The organism is Gordonia bronchialis DSM 43247 (genome assembly GCF_000024785.1).
Classification (GTDB): domain Bacteria; phylum Actinomycetota; class Actinomycetes; order Mycobacteriales; family Mycobacteriaceae; genus Gordonia; species Gordonia bronchialis.
This window is the reverse complement of record NC_013441.1, coordinates 46,324-64,517: the sequence shown is the minus strand read 5'-3', so window position 1 is coordinate 64,517 and position 18,194 is coordinate 46,324. Positions and strand designations below refer to the sequence as shown.

The following is an 18,194-nucleotide window of genomic DNA, read 5'->3' as shown; positions in this document are numbered from 1 at the left end:
GGGTCAGTTCACTCCTCGCTCCTGGTTCTCCCAGTAGGGGCTGCGGAGTTTGAATTTCTGCAGTTTGCCGGTGGCGGTGCGGGCGAGTTCGTCGCGGAACTCGACCGAGGTGGGCGCCTTGTAGCCGGCCATGTGGGTCTTGCACCAGGCGATGAGTTCGGCCTCGGTGACCGCATTGTCTGGGTCGTCCGTGGGAGTCCGGACGACGAGCGCCTTGATGGTTTCGCCCCACTTCTCGCTCGGCACGGCGATCACGGCCACCTCGGCGACACCTGGGTGGGAGAACAGGCAGTCCTCGACCTCGATGGAGGAGACGTTCTCGCCGCCGGTGATGATCACGTCCTTCTTGCGATCGGCGATCGTCAGATAGCCGTCGGTGAAGTCCCCGCCGTCGCCGGTGTGAAACCAGCCGCCGTCAAGAGCCGCCTCGGTTTCCTCGGGTTGCTGCCAATAGCCGTTCATGACGACGTTGGATCGGGCGAGTACCTCCCCGGCACCCTCGTCGGCGTCCTCGGTACGTAGTTGCACGCCGAGGGCAGGCGCACCGGCCCGTACGAGCTTGGTGGCGCGGTCGTGGGTGCTCAGGTCGTCCCACTCGGCGCGGCTCCGGTTGATGGTGAGCAGTGGGGAGGTTTCGGTCAGCCCGTAGATCTGGATGAACTCCCAACCGAGCTCCTCCTCGACCCGCGCGACGGTCTTCGACGGCGGCGGCGCCCCGGCCATGATGATGCGCACCCGGTCACGGCCGGGGATCTCTCCGTCCCACGACTCGGCCGCCTCGAGGACGGCCGCCGCGACAGCGGGTGCGGCGCACATGATGGTGACTCCGTGATCTCGCACGCGGCGGAGGATCTCGGCGCCGTCGACCTTGCGGAGCAGGATGTGCCGGCCGCCGACGCCGGTCATCGCGAATGGCATGCCCCACCCGTTGGCGTGGAACAGCGGCAGGGTGTGCAGGTAGACGTCGCGATCGCTGATCGTGGTGTGCAGACCGAAGGTGACCGCGTTGACCCAGATGTTGCGGTGGGTGATCTCGACTCCCTTGGGCCGGGCCGTCGTGCCGGACGTGTAGTTGATGGTCGCCAGCGCGTTCTCGTCGGGGTCCCACGGTTGCGGCGCACTCCCCGGTGGGGCGTACAGGTTCTCGTCGTCGCCGAGGACGAACTTGTGTTCACACGCGACGTCGGCGAGTGCGTCGGCGAGTTCGGGATCGACGTGGAGCACGCGGGCACCGGAGTGTTCGACGATGAAGCTGATCTCGTCGGGGCGCAGCCGGAAGTTGATCGGCACCAGCACGCGACCCCAGCCGGCGACTCCGTAGAACGAGGTGAGCAGACGCGACGAGTTGTGGCTGACCACGGCCACGCGTTCGCCGACTCCGATGCCGAGTTCGTCGAGCTTGGCCGCCTGCCGCTGCGCCAGGTCGGCGATCTCGGCGTAGATCAGTTCCCCTTGACTGTCCGCGGGCTGCGCGGGTTCGTCGACTGCGCCCACCCGGTCGGGGTAGACGGTCGCGGCCCGATTCAGGAAGTCAGTCACGGTGAACGGCACCAGCATCGGTCATCACTCCTATGGTCGATCAAGTTGCGGCGTGCGAGGTCTCCATATCCGATCACGGCATACAGTGGCCTTCACTGTCTCGGGAATGGCCGATTTCCCCGCCCGCCGCTTCGAGTTCCGACCCACGGAGGCCCATCGTGAGTTCGCTGTTCATCCGAACCCTGCAAGCCCATCAATGGCTCTACGAGCATTCCGGCGGTCTCATCGGCCATCGATTGCTCATGGGTAATCCGACGCTGCTGCTGCGGACCGTCGGCGCCAAGACGGGACAACCTCGGTGTAGTGCGCTCACCTACGCGCGCGACGGCGACGCGTACCTGGTGGTCGCGTCGAACCGTGGTTCGCCGCGCCCGCCGGGGTGGCTGGCGAATGTGAAGGCGCAACCCGATTGCGAGATCCAGGTCGGCCGTACGAAGCTGCAGGTGACCGCCCGGCCCACCTACCCCGAGGACGCGGACTATGCCCGCGATTCGCCCTCGTCGACAAGGTGAACAAGGGCCGTTACGCCGACTATCAGCAGAAGACGTCGCGCCCGCTGGCCATCGTCGAACTCGTCCCGACGGATCGGTGAGACCGATCCGCAGGGCACGGTCACCCCGCGGCGTCGGGTGACCGGAGGATTTCGCTGCGGAGGGGGGACGCGTGCCCGATTCCGGCGGTACGCTGCTGACGATCGCCGAAGGTGAGGAGCATTCGTGGGTGAACGCGGATCGTTGGCGGCCGGCCAGGTGATCGGCGGCTACACCGTGATCCGCACGCTCGGTGCCGGCGGCATGGGCACCGTCTACCTGGTGGCGCATCCGCGGTTGCCCAGGCATCAGGCCCTCAAGGTGCTCTCCTCGGCGCTCGGCGGCGATCCGTCCTTCCGCGAACGGTTTCGGCGTGAGGCCGACCTCGCCGCCCGGCTCGACCATCCCAACATCGTCTCCGTGCAGGACGCCGGCGTGGACGGTGACGTCATGTGGATCGCGATGCAGTACGTCGACGGCACCGACACCGCGGCCATGCTGCGCGACGCCGACGGTCCGCTGCCGGCCGGGACCGTCGTCGAGATCATCGCCCAGGTGGCCGCCGCGCTGGATTACGCCCATGCCAAGGGCACTCTGCACCGAGACGTGAAGCCGGCGAACATTCTCGTCGTCGCGCCCGCCTCTGACGTCCGCGGGCCAGTAGGCGCGCTCCCCGTACCACGCGCTTTGATCGGCGACTTCGGGGTGGCCCGGTTGCTCAGTGAGACAACCGATCTCACCGGGACCGGCAACATGATCGGGACGCTGGCCTACGCCGCACCCGAGATGTTCTCCGGCGCCCCCCTGACACCCGCCGTCGACGTGTACGCGTTGGCTGCACGATGTACGAATTACTCTGTGGCACACAGGTGTTCCCAAAGACTGATCAGCTCGCGATGATGAGTGCGCATGCGCATGCACCGGTTCCGCGGATCACCGACACCCGCCCCGATCTGCCCGCCGCCCTCGACGGTGTGATCGCGCGAGCGCTGGCCAAGCACCCCGAGGACCGGTTCGCGTCGTGCGGCGAGCTCGGACGGCATCGACGAGACACCGACCCGGATCACACCAACCGACTTCGATCAGACGCGGGCCGGCTCCACCGTGATCGCACCGCCGCCGCACCTACCGCCGCCACATCAGCCGCCGCATCAACAGCCGGTGTCCCGTCCGGTCACCGCGGTTGGGCCGCCGCCGGGCGCCTCCGGCCCGAATCGCTTTCCGCCCAGTCCATCTGGTCCGGGCCCGGTGCCTCGTCGACGCTCACCGGTGCCGTGGATCATCGCCGGTGTCACCGCCGTGGTGCTCATCGCGGTGGTCGCCGTGGTCGCGGTGGTACTGAGGTCGGGTTCTGACTCGACGACCACCGCCGGGGCATCGACGACCGAGACGAACGCCACCGAATCCAGTGCCACAGACACGACGCAAGAGACCACCGCGGAGACGACGACCGAACCGGTCACCCAACTGACCGGCACCTGGCGCGGGCCGGCCGCCGGCGATCAGACCGGATTCGACGTCGTCGCCACCATCTCCTCGGAGTACCCATTGGCCGCGACCGTCGAGTATCCGCAAATCGGTTGTGCCGGAGACTGGTCGGAGGATTCCCGGCAGGGCCAGACGCTGCTCCTCACCGAGACCATCACCAGCGGCACCTGCGTGACCTCGCAGATCACCCTCACCCCGGTCTCCGACGACGAACTGTCCTTCTACTCGAGCTACTACTCGCAGTCCCAGAGCCGCACCCTGGTGATCACGTCGACGCTGCGGCGGCAGTGAGGTCGGCCAACCCGATTCAGTACGGGGCAGATTCAGTACGGGGCGACGTCGATGATGGGGCGCCGGACGTCGGCGCCCGCGCCGTCGAAGTGCCACCACTCACCGGAGTAGACCGCGAGGCCGCCCGCCGACATCGCATTGCGCAGCCGTGCGCGATTGCGTTGTGCCGCTGCGGAAACACCGTCGGTGGCGTACGCCATGGCGGCCGGGGTGAAGGAGTCGAAGCCGGTGCCCATCTCGGCAAGACAGTCCTCGGCGATTCGACGGGCCGCCCGGCAGTTCGCGCGATGCGACGCGATGGTGACGTCCACCGAGCGGCCCGATTCGTGGCTGCGCGAGTACGGGCCGGGGGCGGCGACCCACGCCGGGTTGGAGACCTTCTCATACATCGTCTGCTGCACCGAATGCGGCCGGTAGCAATCCCAGAACACCAGAACCTCGCCGCCGCGGCGCAACACCTGAGCGGCCGTCTTCAGCCCGGCACCCATCGACGAGTGGACGAGGCAGCGCGCACCGCGCGGGTACAGCGTGACACCGGTGAAGTTGTGCGGCGTCGCGTACCGCAGGTCGACGATCGCGTCCGGCACCACGGTACGAACGTCGATGAATCCGACGGCGCGCGCCGCCGCCGACACCGGCGGGACGGATACCGGCGTGGGCCTGCTCGGTGCGACATCACCCGGAGGTGACAGCTTGGGCGACACCGAGGGCGAGACGGACGGCGCACCGGATGACGGGGTGTCTGTGCCGCATCCGACAGCCATCAGTCCGATCACGAGCAGTGTCATGACCGAGCGGAGCAGATGGCGTCGATTCATCAGTTGCGTTTGTACCACGCGATAGCGGCCGGATCGGGTGTCGTCGCCGCATACGATCGGCGGGAGGGGTGGCGACGGTGAGCAGCTGCACGATGAGGAGTTGGACGATGAGCGACGACGCTGTACAGGGTGAGGCCGATCCCCGGTTCTCTGCGGTCCGGGAGGTGTTCGCCGAACAGCTCGCATCCGGAACGGAACTCGGTGCGGCCATCGCCGTCGACCTCGACGGTGAATCGGTGCTCGACCTGTGGGGTGGACACCGCGACGCCGCGCGCACCCTGCCGTGGGAACGCGACACCATCGTCAACGTCTGGTCGACCACCAAGGAGGTCACCGCGCTCGCCGTACTGATGCTGGTCGATCGGGGGCTGGTGGATCTCTACGCACCGGTCGCGACGTACTGGCCGGAGTTCGCGCAGAACGGCAAGGAGTCCATCGAGGTTCGCCACATCATGGCGCACACCTCCGGGGTGTCCGGCTGGGACAAGCCGTTCGCCCCGACCGATCTCTACAACTGGGACTTCGCGGTGGAGCGGCTGGCCGGGCAGGCACCCTGGTGGGAACCGGGCACGGCGTCGGGCTATCACGCGGCCAGTCAGGGCCATCTGCTCGGCGAGATCGTGCGCCGGGTGACCGGCAAGCATCTCAAGCAGTTCGTCGCCGAGGAGATCGCCGCACCGCTGGGCGTCGACCTACAGATCGGCGCCACACCCGACGACGACGACCGGGTCGCCGAGATCGTCCCGCCGCCACCGCCGCCCGAGATCGACCGCTCGTCAACCTCCCCGGCTCCGCTGGCCGTCCGCACCTTCACCGGACCGGTCACCGACGCCAAGGCCGCCAACACCATCGAGTGGCGTCGCGCCGACATGGGCGCCCTCAACGGCCACACCAATGCCCGCGCCCTGGCGCGCACGCTGTCGGCGATCTCCCTCGGCGGCACCGTGGGTGGCGTGAAGCTGTTGTCGGAGAAAACGATCGAGCACATCTTCGACGAGCAGGCCCGCGGGGTCGACCTCGTGCTGGGTGTGCCACTGCGCTTCGGAATCGGCTTCGGACTGCCCGAACCACAGACCGTGCCGTCGCTGCCCGACGAGCGGATCTGCTTCTGGGGTGGCTGGGGCGGATCGGTCACCGCCATGTTCCCCGACAAGCGGCTCACGATCTCCTACGTGATGAACAGGATGGGATCCGGCATCATCGGATCGGACCGGTCCGACGCCTACATCGGCGCGATCCTCGCGGCCCTCACCGACTGAAGTGTTTGGCGGCACAACGAATCTGGTCCTGCTGATCGTCATGATCGCGCTCGGCGTGGCCGCGTCGGCCTGTGCGCTCACCGCCGCCTACCTCTACCTTCGCGAACACCCCGACCGCGATCGCGACACCCGAGAACGGCTCGCCCGACGCTGGCTCGCGGTCACCGCCGTGCTGGGTTTCACGATCATCGTGCTGCGGTTCGTGTGGGTGTTGCTGCTGTGAGACCGCCAACAGCCCACCCGGCACTGGATGAACCGTCTCCCCTTCTGCTGGCCGACCCGCCGCCCCCGTGCGCGCCGACACCGCCATCTCACCAACGAGGGGAAAGGCCGCTACCGGCCGCGTCCGGCTACACCGATTCTTTGGCCAGATTCTCCAGAGTCCCCGTCGCCTCGATGTATTCGCCGACCCACCGCTCGATGACCGCGGCCGTCTTCTCCACCTTCTCGAACTGCCCCACCACCTGGCCGACGGGGTTGAACGCCACGTCGATGCTCTCGTCGGGATGCTTGTGGGTGGCCGCCACCGCCATGCCGGACACCATGTACTGCAACGGCATTCCCAACGGATCGGGGTTGTTGGGATCTTCCCACGCCTCGGTCCAGTCGTTGCGGAGCATGCGGCACGGCTTGCCGGTGAAGGAGCGGCTGCGCACGGTGTCGCGGCTGCCGGCCTTGATGTAGGTGGCCTGCTGGACGGGCGTGTTCTCGGCCTCTTCGACCATCAGCCACTGAGATCCGCTCCAGGCACCCTGCGCGCCGAGCGCCAGGGCGGCAGCGATCTGCTGGCCGCTGCCGATACCACCGGCCGCGAGAACCGGCACCGGCGCAACCTCTTTCACGACCTGCGGCCACAGTACGATCGAACCGACCTCACCACAGTGCCCGCCGCCTTCGCCACCTTGGGCGATGATGATGTCCACACCGGCATCCGCGTGCTTGCGGGCTTGCTTGGGAGATCCGCAGAGCGCAGCCACTTTTCGGCCCGCAGCGTGGATATGCTCGATCATGTCCGCCGGCGGCGTACCCAACGCGTTGGCGATCAGACTGACCTTGGGATGCTGCAACGCGATCTCCACCTGCGGGGTGGCCGTGGCCTCGGTCCAGCCGAGCAGCTGCAGCGAGTTGTCGTCGTCCTCGTTGAGCGGCACGCCATGGTCGAGCAGCAACTTGCGGCCGAAGTCGAGGGTCTCGGCCGGCACCATCGACTGCAGCATCTTGGTGAGGTCTTCCGCCGACATGTCGGCGTCCATGCCCTCGTACTTGTTGGGGATGACGATGTCGACGCCGTACGGGTGATCGCCGATGTGCTCGTCGATCCAGTTGAGCTCGATCTCGAGTTGCTCGGGCGTGAAGCCCACCGCACCGAGTACCCCGAAGCCGCCGGCCTTGCTGACGGCCACCACCACGTCGCGGCAGTGGGTGAAGGCGAAGATGGGGAACTCGATGCCGAGGTCGTCGCAGATCGGTGTGTGCATGGGGGCTCCTTCACGAGCTCCGAGGAACTAGAACGTGTTCTCATTTTGATACTCCATCGGCACCGATTGGGCAAGACGCGCGACGAGTTCGCGCAGCACCCAGTGCTTGCATTCCCGCGGCGGTACCCTCATCACCAGTGCAACCCGTCGCTCGACAGGGGTGGGACCTCCATGACGATCCACACGGCATGATGACCCAAACGCCGGTCGAGTTGCGCCGGCCACGTACTGGAAGTAGTCGAACCACTCCTCAATGCCGTATTCGACCTGCTTACGGGCCTGCTCCTCCGTCTCGGCGACGTGGAAGGGGCCGGCGAGACACCACTGAGAGCGATCGACGGTGGTGTCGTGTGCGGCGGCGCCGACGCTGAGCGAGTTCAAGCACACGCTGATGGACGCGCTGCACGAGCACTACAGGTTTGCGAACACCACATTCCTGACCGGACCCACGTTCTGTGGGGCCTTCGCCGACCCCGACCCGGTCACCACCGGACGCATCACCCCGATCATCGACGAGTACCAGACCGGCCGGTACCCACCGACATGTTCGCGTCACCGCAATCCTTCGACGCGCTGCACCGGCGATCTCCCACACCTTGCTGCGCCAATTGCCCTCCACCGCAATCGAATACCTTGAAGTGTTCCTCTACCGTCGGCGACTACGCAGCGCCGCCGTACATCTGGGACTCGCCACCGACGAGATAGCCGCGACGCTGAGTCTCGAACTCGACACGGTGAAGAAGTATGTGAGCCGGATCTTCACCATCACCCGGGTCCGCAATCGGGTCGAGTTCGTGAAGCTCGTCTACGCCGATCAGCCAGTGCTCTCCGGGCCATCCACAGCGCAGAAGGAAGGCGACATCGAGATCGACCGGAGTAGCTCCGCGGCACCGTCCTGACCCGCCCGACCACCACTCGCATGCAGATCCACCGTGGCCGGGTGGAGGTGAGGTCAGCCACGCAGGAGCCCAGTCGGCATACTGTTGCTGACCTGTGCTTCGTCTTCTGGAGGTTCCTGTGGCTGGTGGCCTCGTCGCCCTGCTCGACGACATCGCGGCTCTGACCAAGGTGGCCGCGGCGTCGATCGACGACATCGGCGCGGCAGCCGGAAAGGCCAGTGTCAAAGCCGCGGGCGTCGTTGTCGATGACACCGCCGTGACACCCCGATACGTTCATGGCTTCACCCCTGATCGGGAACTGCCGATCGTCCGCAAGATCGCCGTCGGTTCGATCCGCAACAAGCTGCTGATCATTCTGCCGGTCGCGATGATCCTGAGTCAGTTCCTTCCGCAAGCGCTGCCGTATCTCCTGATCGCCGGGGGCCTGTTCCTGTGCTACGAGGGCGCCGAGAAGGTGTACGAGGCCTTCGGTGGTGGGCACTCCGGCGACCACGTCGACGACGTGCCGGCCGCAGAGAAGGGTCCGGAGTTCGAGAAGTCGATGGTCAACGGCGCGATTCGCACCGACCTGATCCTGTCGGCGGAGATCATGGTGATCTCGTTGTCGTCGGTCGAGTCCGAGCCGTTCTTCACGCGGCTGGCAGTGCTCATCGTCGTGGCCGTCCTCATCACGGTCCTCGTCTACGGCGTGGTCGGGGTGATCGTGAAGATGGACGACGTCGGGCTGTCGCTGGCGCAGCGCGAGTCGACGGCCAGTCAGCGCATCGGACGTGGCCTGGTCCGGGCGATGCCCAAGGTGATGTCCACGCTCACCGTCGTCGGTATCGCCGCGATGTTGTGGGTCGGCGGTCACATTCTGATCGTCAACGTCGGTGAGGCCGGATTCCATTGGCCGGCCGATCGTCTGCACGACGTCGAGCACTGGTTCGAGGAGCTCGCCCACGGGTTCGGCGGCGTGTTGGCATGGACGTCCGGGACGGTCGTGTCGGCGCTCGTCGGATTGGTGATCGGCGCGATCATCGTGGTGGTCATGCACTTCATCCCGAAACGCCGGGGTCATGCCAAAGAAGAGGTCGCCGATTCGGCGTCGTGATGCAGCGGGCACTCGACGTACGGTGAGCACCCGTACCCGATCGCGGGACGTGCCACGTCTGACTACACTTGTGATCAGATACTGGACGGGCGGGGGTGCCAACGATGGCCATCAACAACGCCGGAGTGACGCTCGACGAGAACTCGCTGCTATGGCGCTATCTGGGCGATCGCCGGTTCATCATGTCGATCTGCCGGGCCGTCACGCTGCAGATGCTGCATCCGTCGATCGCCGCCGCGACCCACGAGTTCTCGTTGGTCAAGCGTCGCGTCTTTGTGCACAAGCAACGCACGGCGCCATGCATCGTGCGTTCGGCGTACGACGCGGACTTCGACGAGGTGCGGATGATCCGCTACAGCCACGACGAGTTTCACGGCCACCGGCCCGACGGTCGGCGCTACCACGCGCTCAATCCCGACGTGTTCTTCTTCGAGCACGCCACCTACGTCGATGCATTGTTCATGTGCGTGGACGTCTTCTTCGGTGGCCTCACCGAGCCGATGCGCGAACAGCTCTACGCCGAGACCTGTGAGTGGTATCGCCGCTTCGGCATCTCATCGCGCGTGATGCCAACGACCGTCGTCGAATTCGATGAGTACTTCGCGCACGCACTGGCCACCGAACTCGATCCCGACCCTGGTCTGGCCTGGTATCGCGATCAACTCCTCCGACCCGACTACTGGCTCTTCAAGAAGCTCCCCACCGCAGCCGTTCGCGCGATCCAGCATCCGGTGGCCGCCGAGCATCTGGGCATCAGCGTGTCGGAGGACGATCGGCGCTCTCTGCATCGCTACGCAGCCCGGCTGTCGGCGCTCGACACAGTGGTGCCGACACGCAACATCTGGCCGAATGAGGTGCGCGACAGAGTGATTGCTGCGCGCCGGAGCGCGCGGTAGCTACAACGTTCAACGCTTGAGCGGGCGAACCGCGGGCGGAAACGTGAGGAAAAGAACAAAGCTCAGGCAGCATATCTGCGACCTGAGCTGAACCACTCGTGGTGAGCGGTTTATCTTGCCTGCAGCCGTGATGTTTCGTGGACTGATATCCGACTAGTTTATGCCGAATCTCCGACGAGTTTCGGCCGTTGGCCACTCGATCCTTGCGTGCTGGCCGCGGGCCCTGGATTGGTCGTCGCGTAGATGGCCCGGGGTGGGGTCATGGAATCTGCACTGCGGCTTGCCCAGCGCAGAGCCGCTCACAGAGTTCCGGCGTCTGGATGGGCGGTTAATCTTCGATTGGTTTCCGAGCCGAAGCGCGACTGAGGGCGGCCCAGGCTTCGGGGCCGCCCTCGTCAGGTTTGCAGTTGTTGAGTTAAGGGGTCATGTGCGGTTGGGCATTCGGATCGGCGGCTGTCCGAGGTCCGCTTCGAGTCGGCGCCATTTCGCGGCGATTGATTCGGGGAGGTCACGGTTTGACGATTCGAATCGCTCGATCTCGCGAACGTTCACGACGGCGAACGCCATCGCGATGATGAGCTTGACCAGCGGTTCGCGGCGCGGCCCGTACTTGAGATGGACCAGGCCGGCGACTGTCCGCGATTTGATCAGATTGAAGCGTTGCTCGGTGAGCGCGCGGGCAGCCTCGTGGTAGATCGCGTGGTCGTTGGATCCGGGTGCCCACTGACTGAGCTGTTGACGCTTTCGTTGGTCGTCGGTCAGCGTGATTGTGACGCTGCGCTGTGTGCAACACGGGAAGTACGGCATGTCGGGCTCGGGTTCGATGTAGGGCAGGTCGAGCCGGTCCTCGGTCTCGGCGTTGTGCCACCTCGCGCATCTCACGTTGCCGATGCTTGCCGGGCAGGTCAGCACCAGCTTGACGGATTTAGCAGGCTGAGTACCTTCGGCGGGGCGGCCTGGTCGAGTATTGCGTTCAAGCAGTCGTCTGTCGACCCCCATCAGCCGTGGCAGGAGCTGACGAAGTCGGCGTTCGCGAGCTTCCCATTCGTCCTTATTGAGCACGTCGCGCAAGGGCTTGACGTAGTTCTTGCCCAGGGAGATGCCGGCAGCTGTCGGGCAGTACCAAGCACCCGAAAGTTGGACGGGTCCCGGTTTGGCGCCGCCGGGCTGGGCGGGAACGCTCTCGAAGTCGCGTCGCCAGTGGTCGGGATAGCGGAAGACGCCAGCATATTTGCGATCAAATTGCCATCGATCGAGGCCGTCTTTCAAATAGCCCATGTCGAAGGTGATCAGCGGCCATCTGGCGGTTCGGCTTGCGGATCGACTGTCGAACCCGTTGCGTTGATGATGCTCGATGGCTTCGTCGAGCCCTTCGAGTGATCCCGACGTCGGTGGGTGAATAGCTATGCCGGTGAACAGGATCGGCCGGTTATGCAAGGCATCGGGCGGCCCGACACTGCTGACCGCCGTGACACCGATTCCCCACGCCCGTTTCTTCGTCAGCGGATTCCCCTCGGCGTCGACGCGATTGCGATAGTCCCTTCGGTAGTAGCCACCGAAGTAGATGGCCGACCGGTTGCGGTCGTCGGTGACGCCAAGGTCGTAGGTCCCATCTGACGTGTCGATGATGGTCTCGTCGACGACGACATCGCCGCGGCCGCTTTGTTGGTATTCGGTGGGAATCGAGCCGGCCAGAATGCGATTGACGACAGTCGAGAGTCGTTGCGCCGCTATCGCGTATGCTTCTTGTTGCTCAGGGGTTCGGGCTCGGATGATCGCCTTGTGCTGGGCGACGGGAATTCGTACTGCGGGCTGATCGCGTGCCGAGTCCAGGCAGGCCAGTGTTCGATCAAGCCGGTTCCTGAAGCTTTTCAAGGCTCGGTCAGCATCGGACCTGATGGCGGTGAGATCGGCGTCGGCGATGTCGAGCTGGGCAAGCTGGTCAGGGGTGAAGTCGAGCAGGGTGCGGAAAATCGTGCGGACCGTAGGTTCGGCTCGTCTGAGCAGCACGCAGGCAAGGGCGACGAGGACGCTTTCGACTGTGTAGGACAGGGCCCCTCGGAACGGTCCGCGGGGTGCGGCCACGCTCTCGGCTCGCCACGCCTCGATCATCGCTGCGGCACCGGAGCGGTTCACGACGACCACTGCTTGAGTGAAGATCCTGTCGCTGGTGTGGACTTCAGAGTGGTTGATGCTGGGATGAATACTCATTGCCCGTCCTCCAGGAAGTGAGCGGTGATCTCGTTGATGTCGCCCGTCGCGTCGGCAACCACATCCAGGTCGCTCATGTGGTGCAGGCTTGTGACCCCGGCGAGGTAGCAGAACTCGCTGACGGGCACCAACTGCACGATTTCTTGTATCCACGCATGGCGCAGCGCCTGCGCGTTGAGTCGTTCGGGCTGGCCACGTTCAGCAAGCCGATCGTTGACCCGGTTGATGCCGTTCCTTTCGACGGTAGGGGCCGAGCCGAATGCCAGGAGGAGGTCGTGGCGTGCATTCGCGGCGTAGTACTCCAATTCTCTCCCGATCTGCTCGTCAAGGACCGGCACGTCTCGTGGCGCTGTCTTCGGGGTTTGCAGGCTCTTCCTGATTCAGAGTGCGTGTAGGTGTTCTGCCAGGCCGCCGGAGTGGATGAGTGACCGCAAGATGTAGTGGTTGAGGTTGCGGAAGCCGAGCGCGATCCCGCGTAGGTGTTCCAGGCGGCCGTTGATCGCTTCGACGGGCCCGTTGGAGGCGCCGGTGTCGAAGTAGGCCAGGATCTCGGTCCGTCGAGCCCACAGCGAGCGGCCGAGTTGGGCGAGTTCGGCGAGTTCTTTTGGCACGCCGGTGTGGATGCGTTTGAGCAGCTTGTACATCGCGATCTTCCCGTCTCGCTTGTGCGGCTGGTCGTAGGCGTCGATCAGGTCCTGATAGACGGCGTAGGTGACCGCGACCGCCAGATGTTCCTCACGCGCTTGGAGGCCGTTGGTGATGCGGGTCTTCTGCTTGTCGGTCAACAAGCCGATTCGGGTGAGCAGAGGGCGGCGGATGCCGTAGAGCGGGTCCCCGCTACGGCCGCGGTGTCCGCACGTATCCTGTTGTACGCGTTGACGACACACCGTGAGCTTGTCGGCGGCCAAGTGCACGACATGAAACGGATCCATCACCGCACGCGCCTTGTCCAGGGTTTCAGCGGTCGCGGTGCGATACCCGGAGAAGCCGTCCATCGTCACCACCTTGATTCGGTCACGAAACGCAGGATCGCGCGCGGTCAGCCAATCCTTCAACGCCGCCTTGGAACGGCCGGCGACCATGTCCAACAAACGTGCCGGCCCGGTACCATCGACGATCGGTGTCAGGTCGACGAGCACGGTCACGAAACTCGAATCCCCCTTGCCGCGAACGTGTTTCCACTTGTGCTCATCCACCCCAAGGACTCGCACACCGTCCAGGCGGGCCGGTGCGGACGCCAACGAGCGGGCCGCGTCCAACGCAAGGTTGTTCACGGTGTTCCAACTCATCCCGATCGCAGCGGCGACCGCTGTCACCGACATCTTGTCGACGATCATCGCCCGCAGAATCCAGGTCGTGGTGCGCCGGGTGACCTGTGCCCGCGGCGCCACGATCGTCGAGATGTCGGCACGAAAGATCGTGGTGGGACAGTCCGGGTTGTCGCACAGATAGCGCGGCACCGAGATATGCAGCCGAGTCGGATGCCCCACGATCGGCAGATCAGCGACCTCACGATCGATGTGGTCACGCAGCCGACCCGGCAGCCCGCATCCGGGACATGTGTTCTTCGGTTCCAGGACCTCGCAGAACACGTGGGTGCGGTCCTCGCCGTCGAGGGCGGCACCGGTGATCGTCACCCCGAGCTCGATGGTGCGGCAAATGGTGTCGGCAATAGCGCTACGCTGCAACATGGGTCCTGTCGGTGTCGGGCTGATGGTGTGAGAGCTTTCATCCTCACACCGCAGGACCCGCCTACACCTCCAGCGACACCGCCCATCACCCCGCGATCTTGCTCACCCCTACATCTTGTGGTCGCAAGAACCTGTTCCACGCACCGTCAATCAGGAAGAGCCGGTTTGCAAGGTGACCACCACCCACCGCTCCCCGTGATGCCGCTCTACCCGAATGTGCTCGCGCCGCAGATGCTTGAGCTCCTCTGGGCGGGCACCAACCCCGTACATGAGGTCCACGAGCACCGTCAGCGCCGGCTCCCACTTCTCACCGAGGGTCAATGCGACGCGGTACAGCGCGTCGATCTCCTCGTCGGTGGCCGGCGCGGTGCGTATCTGGCGCGGAGCGTCCAAAGTGAATGCCGGTGGGTACTCATGCGGGTACCAGACGCGGCCAGCGGTGTAGAGCAGGTATCGCAGGGTCCGGCGGGCAGGTCGGTTGCGTGACATCAAGTACGCGTCGACGTTGCTGCGGCGCAGTGCCCGCAGCGGATCGACCCGGCCAGTGTCGTGGTAGTAGGCGACCAACAGGTGCACGATTGCGCCGAACGCGTCCCGGTCGACGATCTCCGAGCGAAACGGGACTGATGCCTGCACGCGCGCCGCGGCCTCCCGCACCGACTCCCCGACAGTAGCTTGTCGCACCTTAATACCCATGCCGCGCAACCGATTCAGACGATCTACATCGAGACCATCGGTGGAGATTGTTCCGACAACAACTTCGGATTTGTCGTGGCGAACTCTACGATCTGTGGCGCGCTTGCCGCCGCGATCGTTCGGCTGGGGTTGCGGCGTCGGGCCACCCTTGCCGCGTGCCATCACCAACACCCCCAAAACATGAGGCGGGTGCGCTTGATTTCGTGCCGCGGGCACGGTGAAATGAACATGCCAGAATCTCCTAGCTAGCTGAGAACTTGTGAGTTTTGGACGCGGCATCTGCCGCCCGTGGGGGGTCGGGGCCTATTCCGGCCCTCCCACGGCACTCCCGGCGACGCACGCCGAGATTTTGCAACGCTGTCCCGCAGCGTTTCCACCGCAGCACAGCACTCACATTGGTGGTGGTAGACCCGAGTGGGGGCGGCACCACACGTCGGCCTGCTGCAACACCGTCACACGACGGGAGCGCAACCAACAGGCACTACCATGAGCCACGACGGGCCCCTTCCCTAGCCGTTCGGGTGCCCGTAAGGGGGCGGGCGCTGTTCGTAGCAGCGCTTGCCTCCGCCCTCGATGAGCGGGCACACCACGAACAGTACGAGAGACTCCCTCATTTGCACCGCTGCCATCTGTCGGCGTGTCGCAGGTCAACCGCTCAGTGCATGCCCTAATCACCGCCTAAGATTGGTGCATACGTCGAAGCCCACATTGTTTGAGGAGGATGGTCCGCCTTTGGCGTGCCGTCCTGTCGGTGCGTCCTGGTAGACCAACGCACCATGAGTATCCGCTCGCTGACGACCCCGAAATCGGTCGACGATCTCCTGTCTCACCGGACTCTCTATCCACCGGTTGCCATCTGCCTGAATCCGGGATGCACAAATCCGTGTTCGTATCCCATCAAGAACAAGGGAAGACGGCCGCTCTTCTGTTCAAAAGCCTGTGCCACAGCATATTCCGCGAATCGCGTCGCCCTGATCCGGGAACTTGAGTTCATCGAAGCGGCTCTGTTGGAGGTCTCGACATGGAGCACTGCCGCTACCGAGCTACGTCAACAACGCGCGCATGCGAGTTGGCATCTCACCAGGTATGGCGGTGAGCCAAACCGACCGGCTGGCGAGCAAGCAGGAGGGGCCGTCCGTTGACACCTGTCGATTGGCCCGGACTTGGCAAGGACGAGTTCGAACGGATTGTAGAAGCGCTCGTCAGGCGTCAGTGGTCAGGAATCGCTGAAGTCGTTAGTCCCGACGGTCGAGGCGGCGATCAAGGAGTGGACATCGATGTTGCACAAGGTGATCGCCGCCGTGTCTATCAGATCAAGTACTTCGCCGATGGCTTCAGCGGGGATAGAAAGACATCTAGACAGAAGCAGATCAAGAAGTCGTTTGACCGCGCGTGCAAGCTCAGTCCGTTGCCGTTCGAGTGGATCCTCGTCGTTCCGACCAAACTCACACCAGGAGAACGCAAGTACGTCCAGTCACTCGAACGCGACGACACTCCTCGCGTAAGAATTGCCGACCGCCTGGAACTCGACGATCTGATCGCTCAGTACCCCGATGTGCACCAGTACCTAGCCACCGATCAACTCAAGAACGACATCCTCTTGTATGGCAAAGAGACCGAGTCACTTGCCGGCGGGACACGCTCTCTCACAGAGCGAATCGCGGCTCTGGGAGGTCGCGGCGATGCCATGGACTTGCATTGGGGCGTGAACTTTGCACGGGTCGGCGGCATGGTCGAGCTGTCGGCCTACCCCAAGACGCCAAACGCTTGGCGGGACAGTCCGATCTCGCTGAGTTTCGCGACACGGTTCGGTCCCGAACATGCCGAACTGCGTCGGCAGTTCGAGCGGTCAATCCAGTACGGTTCTGGTGGAACGATTGTGCTCCCACCCGAAGCGCTGTCAAACGTGTCCATCACTGGCCCAGCGGCTTTCGCGACTCACGACGCCACCGGCGAACTACGTATCACTACCGAATCGCTGCCGAACGCTGAAGGGAGGGCAGCCGAGTTGCGCTTCGTGGATGAGAACGGCGCGCTGCAATCAGCCCACGAGGGCACAGTGACCTACGTCAACCACGGAACACAGGGCTGGGCGATCACGATCGAGTTCTACGATCACGCCGTCATCGAGATCGACCAACCAGACAAAGCCGGCGACACCGGAGCGCTTCACATGACTTATAACATGCGAAACATCCAGCCACGCCAGGTAATTCAGCTAGTCGATCTGCTCGTCAACCTTCACTCCACGTCCACGTGCGAGTTCTACCTGGAGGGACAGCGCGCTGGCATACTCGGCCTGGATCGACTCGAGTTCAACAACATCGACGAGCTTGGCGCGATCGTCGGTATCGCAGTCGACCTGGAGGCCGTCCAACCATACTGCTCCAGCTACTTCGCGCTACCTGCCGAGGTATCGACTTGGGATCGTGTCAACCTTCGCGTGGCGCGCTGCATGATCGATGGGTATCTAATTGCCTCGCCACTTGTCGCGACCGGAACCGTAATTCTCACCGGCACAACATCACCTGAACTCGAGCGAATCCTCGACGCCGGCGGCCCCGTCACGTACTTCGTCAAAGACTTTCACCTCGAACTCGGTGAACGGGAGCTTCCTCTGGGCACCATCGCTGTCCACCACCCCAAAGCACGGGCGATCAACGCCGAAGAAGCCCGTGAGGCTCTGAACAGTGGTACCGCCGAGGGCTTCAAATTGCGTCTAGCGCCTGGGGATGACCCGTACTTCTACGTCTACATTCCGAACAAGCTGAAGAACCCTCACCACCCGGACATCGCTTGCTGGTCACTGGGCGGAATCGAACAACCCGGTGTAAACACCGAGGACCCAGACTGGACCACAGTCATCGATCGATAGCACACGCGGCGGAGGTTTCATTCGGTGTTCTTGACGCCGACCTCGCCTTGTAGTTGGCCCGACACGGTAGACGTGCGTCCCAGAAAGGCGGGGCCCGGCGGTCATCGCCGGGTCCTGCCTTGTTGTCCAGCCGATATCTCTCCGCCGCTTACCGTCAGACGACACTAAACCGTTCATCCGGTTACGAGGTACGTTCCGGGTACGTACCTCTTCGTACCTCGGACTCGATCTGGAGTAAGAACGGGAGGCACGGTGCGCGGTCAAAAGGCAACGTTCCGGGACCGTGTGGCACTACATGCTGATGCTCGCGGTATCCCGGGCATCAAGCCGGACCGGATGATTTTCCGATTCATCGCATCGTTTCAGTTCTTGCGGCCCTGTGTCACGCCGCCGTTCGCGTTGGAGATCCCGACGGCCGCAGCGAAAAAGA

Annotated in this window: 15 protein-coding genes and 2 pseudogenes; 9 read left to right on the top strand and 8 right to left on the bottom strand. The window is 64.3% G+C overall.

Annotated elements, in window-relative coordinates; genetic code table 11:
* Window positions 1–3: 3 nt before the first annotated feature.
* Window positions 4–1,557: an AMP-binding protein gene (locus GBRO_RS00275; protein WP_012832003.1), complete on the bottom strand. Its 1,554-nt coding sequence runs from the start codon at window positions 1,555–1,557 to the stop codon at window positions 4–6.
* A 140-nt stretch (window positions 1,558–1,697) separates the two neighbouring features.
* On the opposite strand from GBRO_RS00275, the pseudogene GBRO_RS00270 reads away from it, so the two are divergent.
* From GBRO_RS00270 to GBRO_RS26650, 3 genes and pseudogenes are all read left to right on the top strand, one after another.
* A pseudogene (locus GBRO_RS00270) lies at window positions 1,698–2,131 on the top strand (nitroreductase family deazaflavin-dependent oxidoreductase).
* A 124-nt stretch (window positions 2,132–2,255) separates the two neighbouring features.
* Complete coding sequence (locus tag GBRO_RS26655) at window positions 2,256–2,969, top strand: serine/threonine-protein kinase (RefSeq protein ID WP_227892823.1); 714 nt, start codon at window positions 2,256–2,258, stop codon at window positions 2,967–2,969.
* Window positions 2,970–3,338: 369 nt separating this feature from the next.
* Window positions 3,339–3,848, top strand: coding sequence for a hypothetical protein (locus GBRO_RS26650; protein ID WP_012832000.1), 510 nt, complete (start codon window positions 3,339–3,341; stop codon window positions 3,846–3,848).
* A 32-nt stretch (window positions 3,849–3,880) separates the two neighbouring features.
* Here the strand turns inward: GBRO_RS26650 and GBRO_RS00255 are convergent, their stop codons facing one another.
* Window positions 3,881–4,666 (bottom strand): M15 family metallopeptidase, encoded by a 786-nt coding sequence (locus tag GBRO_RS00255; RefSeq protein WP_012831999.1) that lies wholly within the window; start codon window positions 4,664–4,666, stop codon window positions 3,881–3,883.
* A 107-nt stretch (window positions 4,667–4,773) separates the two neighbouring features.
* On the opposite strand from GBRO_RS00255, the gene GBRO_RS00250 reads away from it, so the two are divergent.
* Both GBRO_RS00250 and GBRO_RS00245 read left to right on the top strand, forming a co-directional pair.
* Window positions 4,774–5,925 carry an EstA family serine hydrolase gene (locus tag GBRO_RS00250; protein WP_012831998.1) on the top strand — a complete coding sequence of 384 codons (1,152 nt, stop codon included), beginning with the start codon at window positions 4,774–4,776 and terminating at the stop codon, window positions 5,923–5,925.
* Between the two features lies 1 nt (window position 5,926).
* A complete protein-coding gene (locus GBRO_RS00245; RefSeq protein WP_012831997.1) occupies window positions 5,927–6,148 on the top strand; it encodes a hypothetical protein in 222 nt (73 codons plus the stop codon).
* A gap of 127 nt (window positions 6,149–6,275) precedes the next feature.
* On the opposite strand, the gene GBRO_RS00240 is transcribed toward GBRO_RS00245, so the two are convergent.
* Complete coding sequence (locus GBRO_RS00240) at window positions 6,276–7,403, bottom strand: nitronate monooxygenase (RefSeq protein WP_012831996.1); 1,128 nt, start codon at window positions 7,401–7,403, stop codon at window positions 6,276–6,278.
* A gap of 219 nt (window positions 7,404–7,622) precedes the next feature.
* Window positions 7,623–7,766: pseudogene (locus GBRO_RS25830) on the bottom strand (LLM class flavin-dependent oxidoreductase); the annotation flags it as partial.
* Between the two features lie 245 nt (window positions 7,767–8,011).
* Between GBRO_RS25830 and GBRO_RS25680 the strand changes: the two are divergent.
* The 3 genes from GBRO_RS25680 to GBRO_RS00225 all read left to right on the top strand — a co-directional run bounded on the left by GBRO_RS25680 (window position 8,012) and on the right by GBRO_RS00225 (window position 10,291).
* Complete coding sequence (locus GBRO_RS25680; protein WP_147290606.1) at window positions 8,012–8,302, top strand: helix-turn-helix domain-containing protein; 291 nt, start codon at window positions 8,012–8,014, stop codon at window positions 8,300–8,302.
* A gap of 118 nt (window positions 8,303–8,420) precedes the next feature.
* The gene (locus GBRO_RS00230; RefSeq protein ID WP_012831994.1) at window positions 8,421–9,395 is read left to right on the top strand and encodes a DUF808 domain-containing protein; all 975 of its coding nucleotides are present in this window, start codon (window positions 8,421–8,423) and stop codon (window positions 9,393–9,395) included.
* Between the two features lie 104 nt (window positions 9,396–9,499).
* On the top strand, window positions 9,500–10,291 hold the full coding sequence (locus GBRO_RS00225) for an oxygenase MpaB family protein (RefSeq protein WP_012831993.1): 792 nt from the start codon (window positions 9,500–9,502) through the stop codon (window positions 10,289–10,291).
* A gap of 423 nt (window positions 10,292–10,714) precedes the next feature.
* Here GBRO_RS00225 and GBRO_RS00220 read toward each other — a convergent pair whose 3' ends face one another.
* The 4 genes from GBRO_RS00220 to GBRO_RS00205 form a co-directional block, all read right to left on the bottom strand.
* A complete protein-coding gene (locus tag GBRO_RS00220) occupies window positions 10,715–12,502 on the bottom strand; it encodes a hypothetical protein (RefSeq protein ID WP_012831992.1) in 1,788 nt (595 codons plus the stop codon).
* Entirely contained in the window at window positions 12,499–12,840 is a 342-nt protein-coding gene (locus GBRO_RS00215; RefSeq protein WP_012831991.1) for a hypothetical protein, read from the bottom strand. Before GBRO_RS00215 ends, GBRO_RS00220 begins: the two co-directional genes overlap by 4 nt.
* A gap of 42 nt (window positions 12,841–12,882) precedes the next feature.
* On the bottom strand, window positions 12,883–14,193 hold the full coding sequence (locus tag GBRO_RS00210) for an ISL3 family transposase (RefSeq protein WP_012831990.1): 1,311 nt from the start codon (window positions 14,191–14,193) through the stop codon (window positions 12,883–12,885).
* A 150-nt stretch (window positions 14,194–14,343) separates the two neighbouring features.
* Complete coding sequence (locus GBRO_RS00205; RefSeq protein WP_147290604.1) at window positions 14,344–15,051, bottom strand: hypothetical protein; 708 nt, start codon at window positions 15,049–15,051, stop codon at window positions 14,344–14,346.
* A gap of 976 nt (window positions 15,052–16,027) precedes the next feature.
* On the opposite strand from GBRO_RS00205, the gene GBRO_RS00200 reads away from it, so the two are divergent.
* A complete protein-coding gene (locus GBRO_RS00200) occupies window positions 16,028–17,764 on the top strand; it encodes a hypothetical protein (protein ID WP_147290603.1) in 1,737 nt (578 codons plus the stop codon).
* Window positions 17,765–18,194 lie beyond the last annotated feature (430 nt).

Bases quoted from the DNA above. Each gene is read 5' to 3' on its own strand.
- GBRO_RS00275 (WP_012832003.1), bottom strand. From the start codon at position 1,557: ATGCTGGTGCCGTTCACCGTGACTGACTTCCTGAATCGGGCCGCGACC.
- GBRO_RS00255 (WP_012831999.1), bottom strand. From the start codon at position 4,666: ATGAATCGACGCCATCTGCTCCGCTCGGTCATGACACTGCTCGTGATC.
- GBRO_RS00250 (WP_012831998.1), top strand. From the start codon at position 4,774: ATGAGCGACGACGCTGTACAGGGTGAGGCCGATCCCCGGTTCTCTGCG.
- GBRO_RS00240 (WP_012831996.1), bottom strand. From the start codon at position 7,403: ATGCACACACCGATCTGCGACGACCTCGGCATCGAGTTCCCCATCTTC.
- GBRO_RS00225 (WP_012831993.1), top strand. From the start codon at position 9,500: ATGGCCATCAACAACGCCGGAGTGACGCTCGACGAGAACTCGCTGCTA.
- GBRO_RS00220 (WP_012831992.1), bottom strand. From the start codon at position 12,502: ATGAGTATTCATCCCAGCATCAACCACTCTGAAGTCCACACCAGCGAC.
- GBRO_RS00210 (WP_012831990.1), bottom strand. From the start codon at position 14,193: ATGTTGCAGCGTAGCGCTATTGCCGACACCATTTGCCGCACCATCGAG.
- GBRO_RS00205 (WP_147290604.1), bottom strand. From the start codon at position 15,051: ATGGCACGCGGCAAGGGTGGCCCGACGCCGCAACCCCAGCCGAACGAT.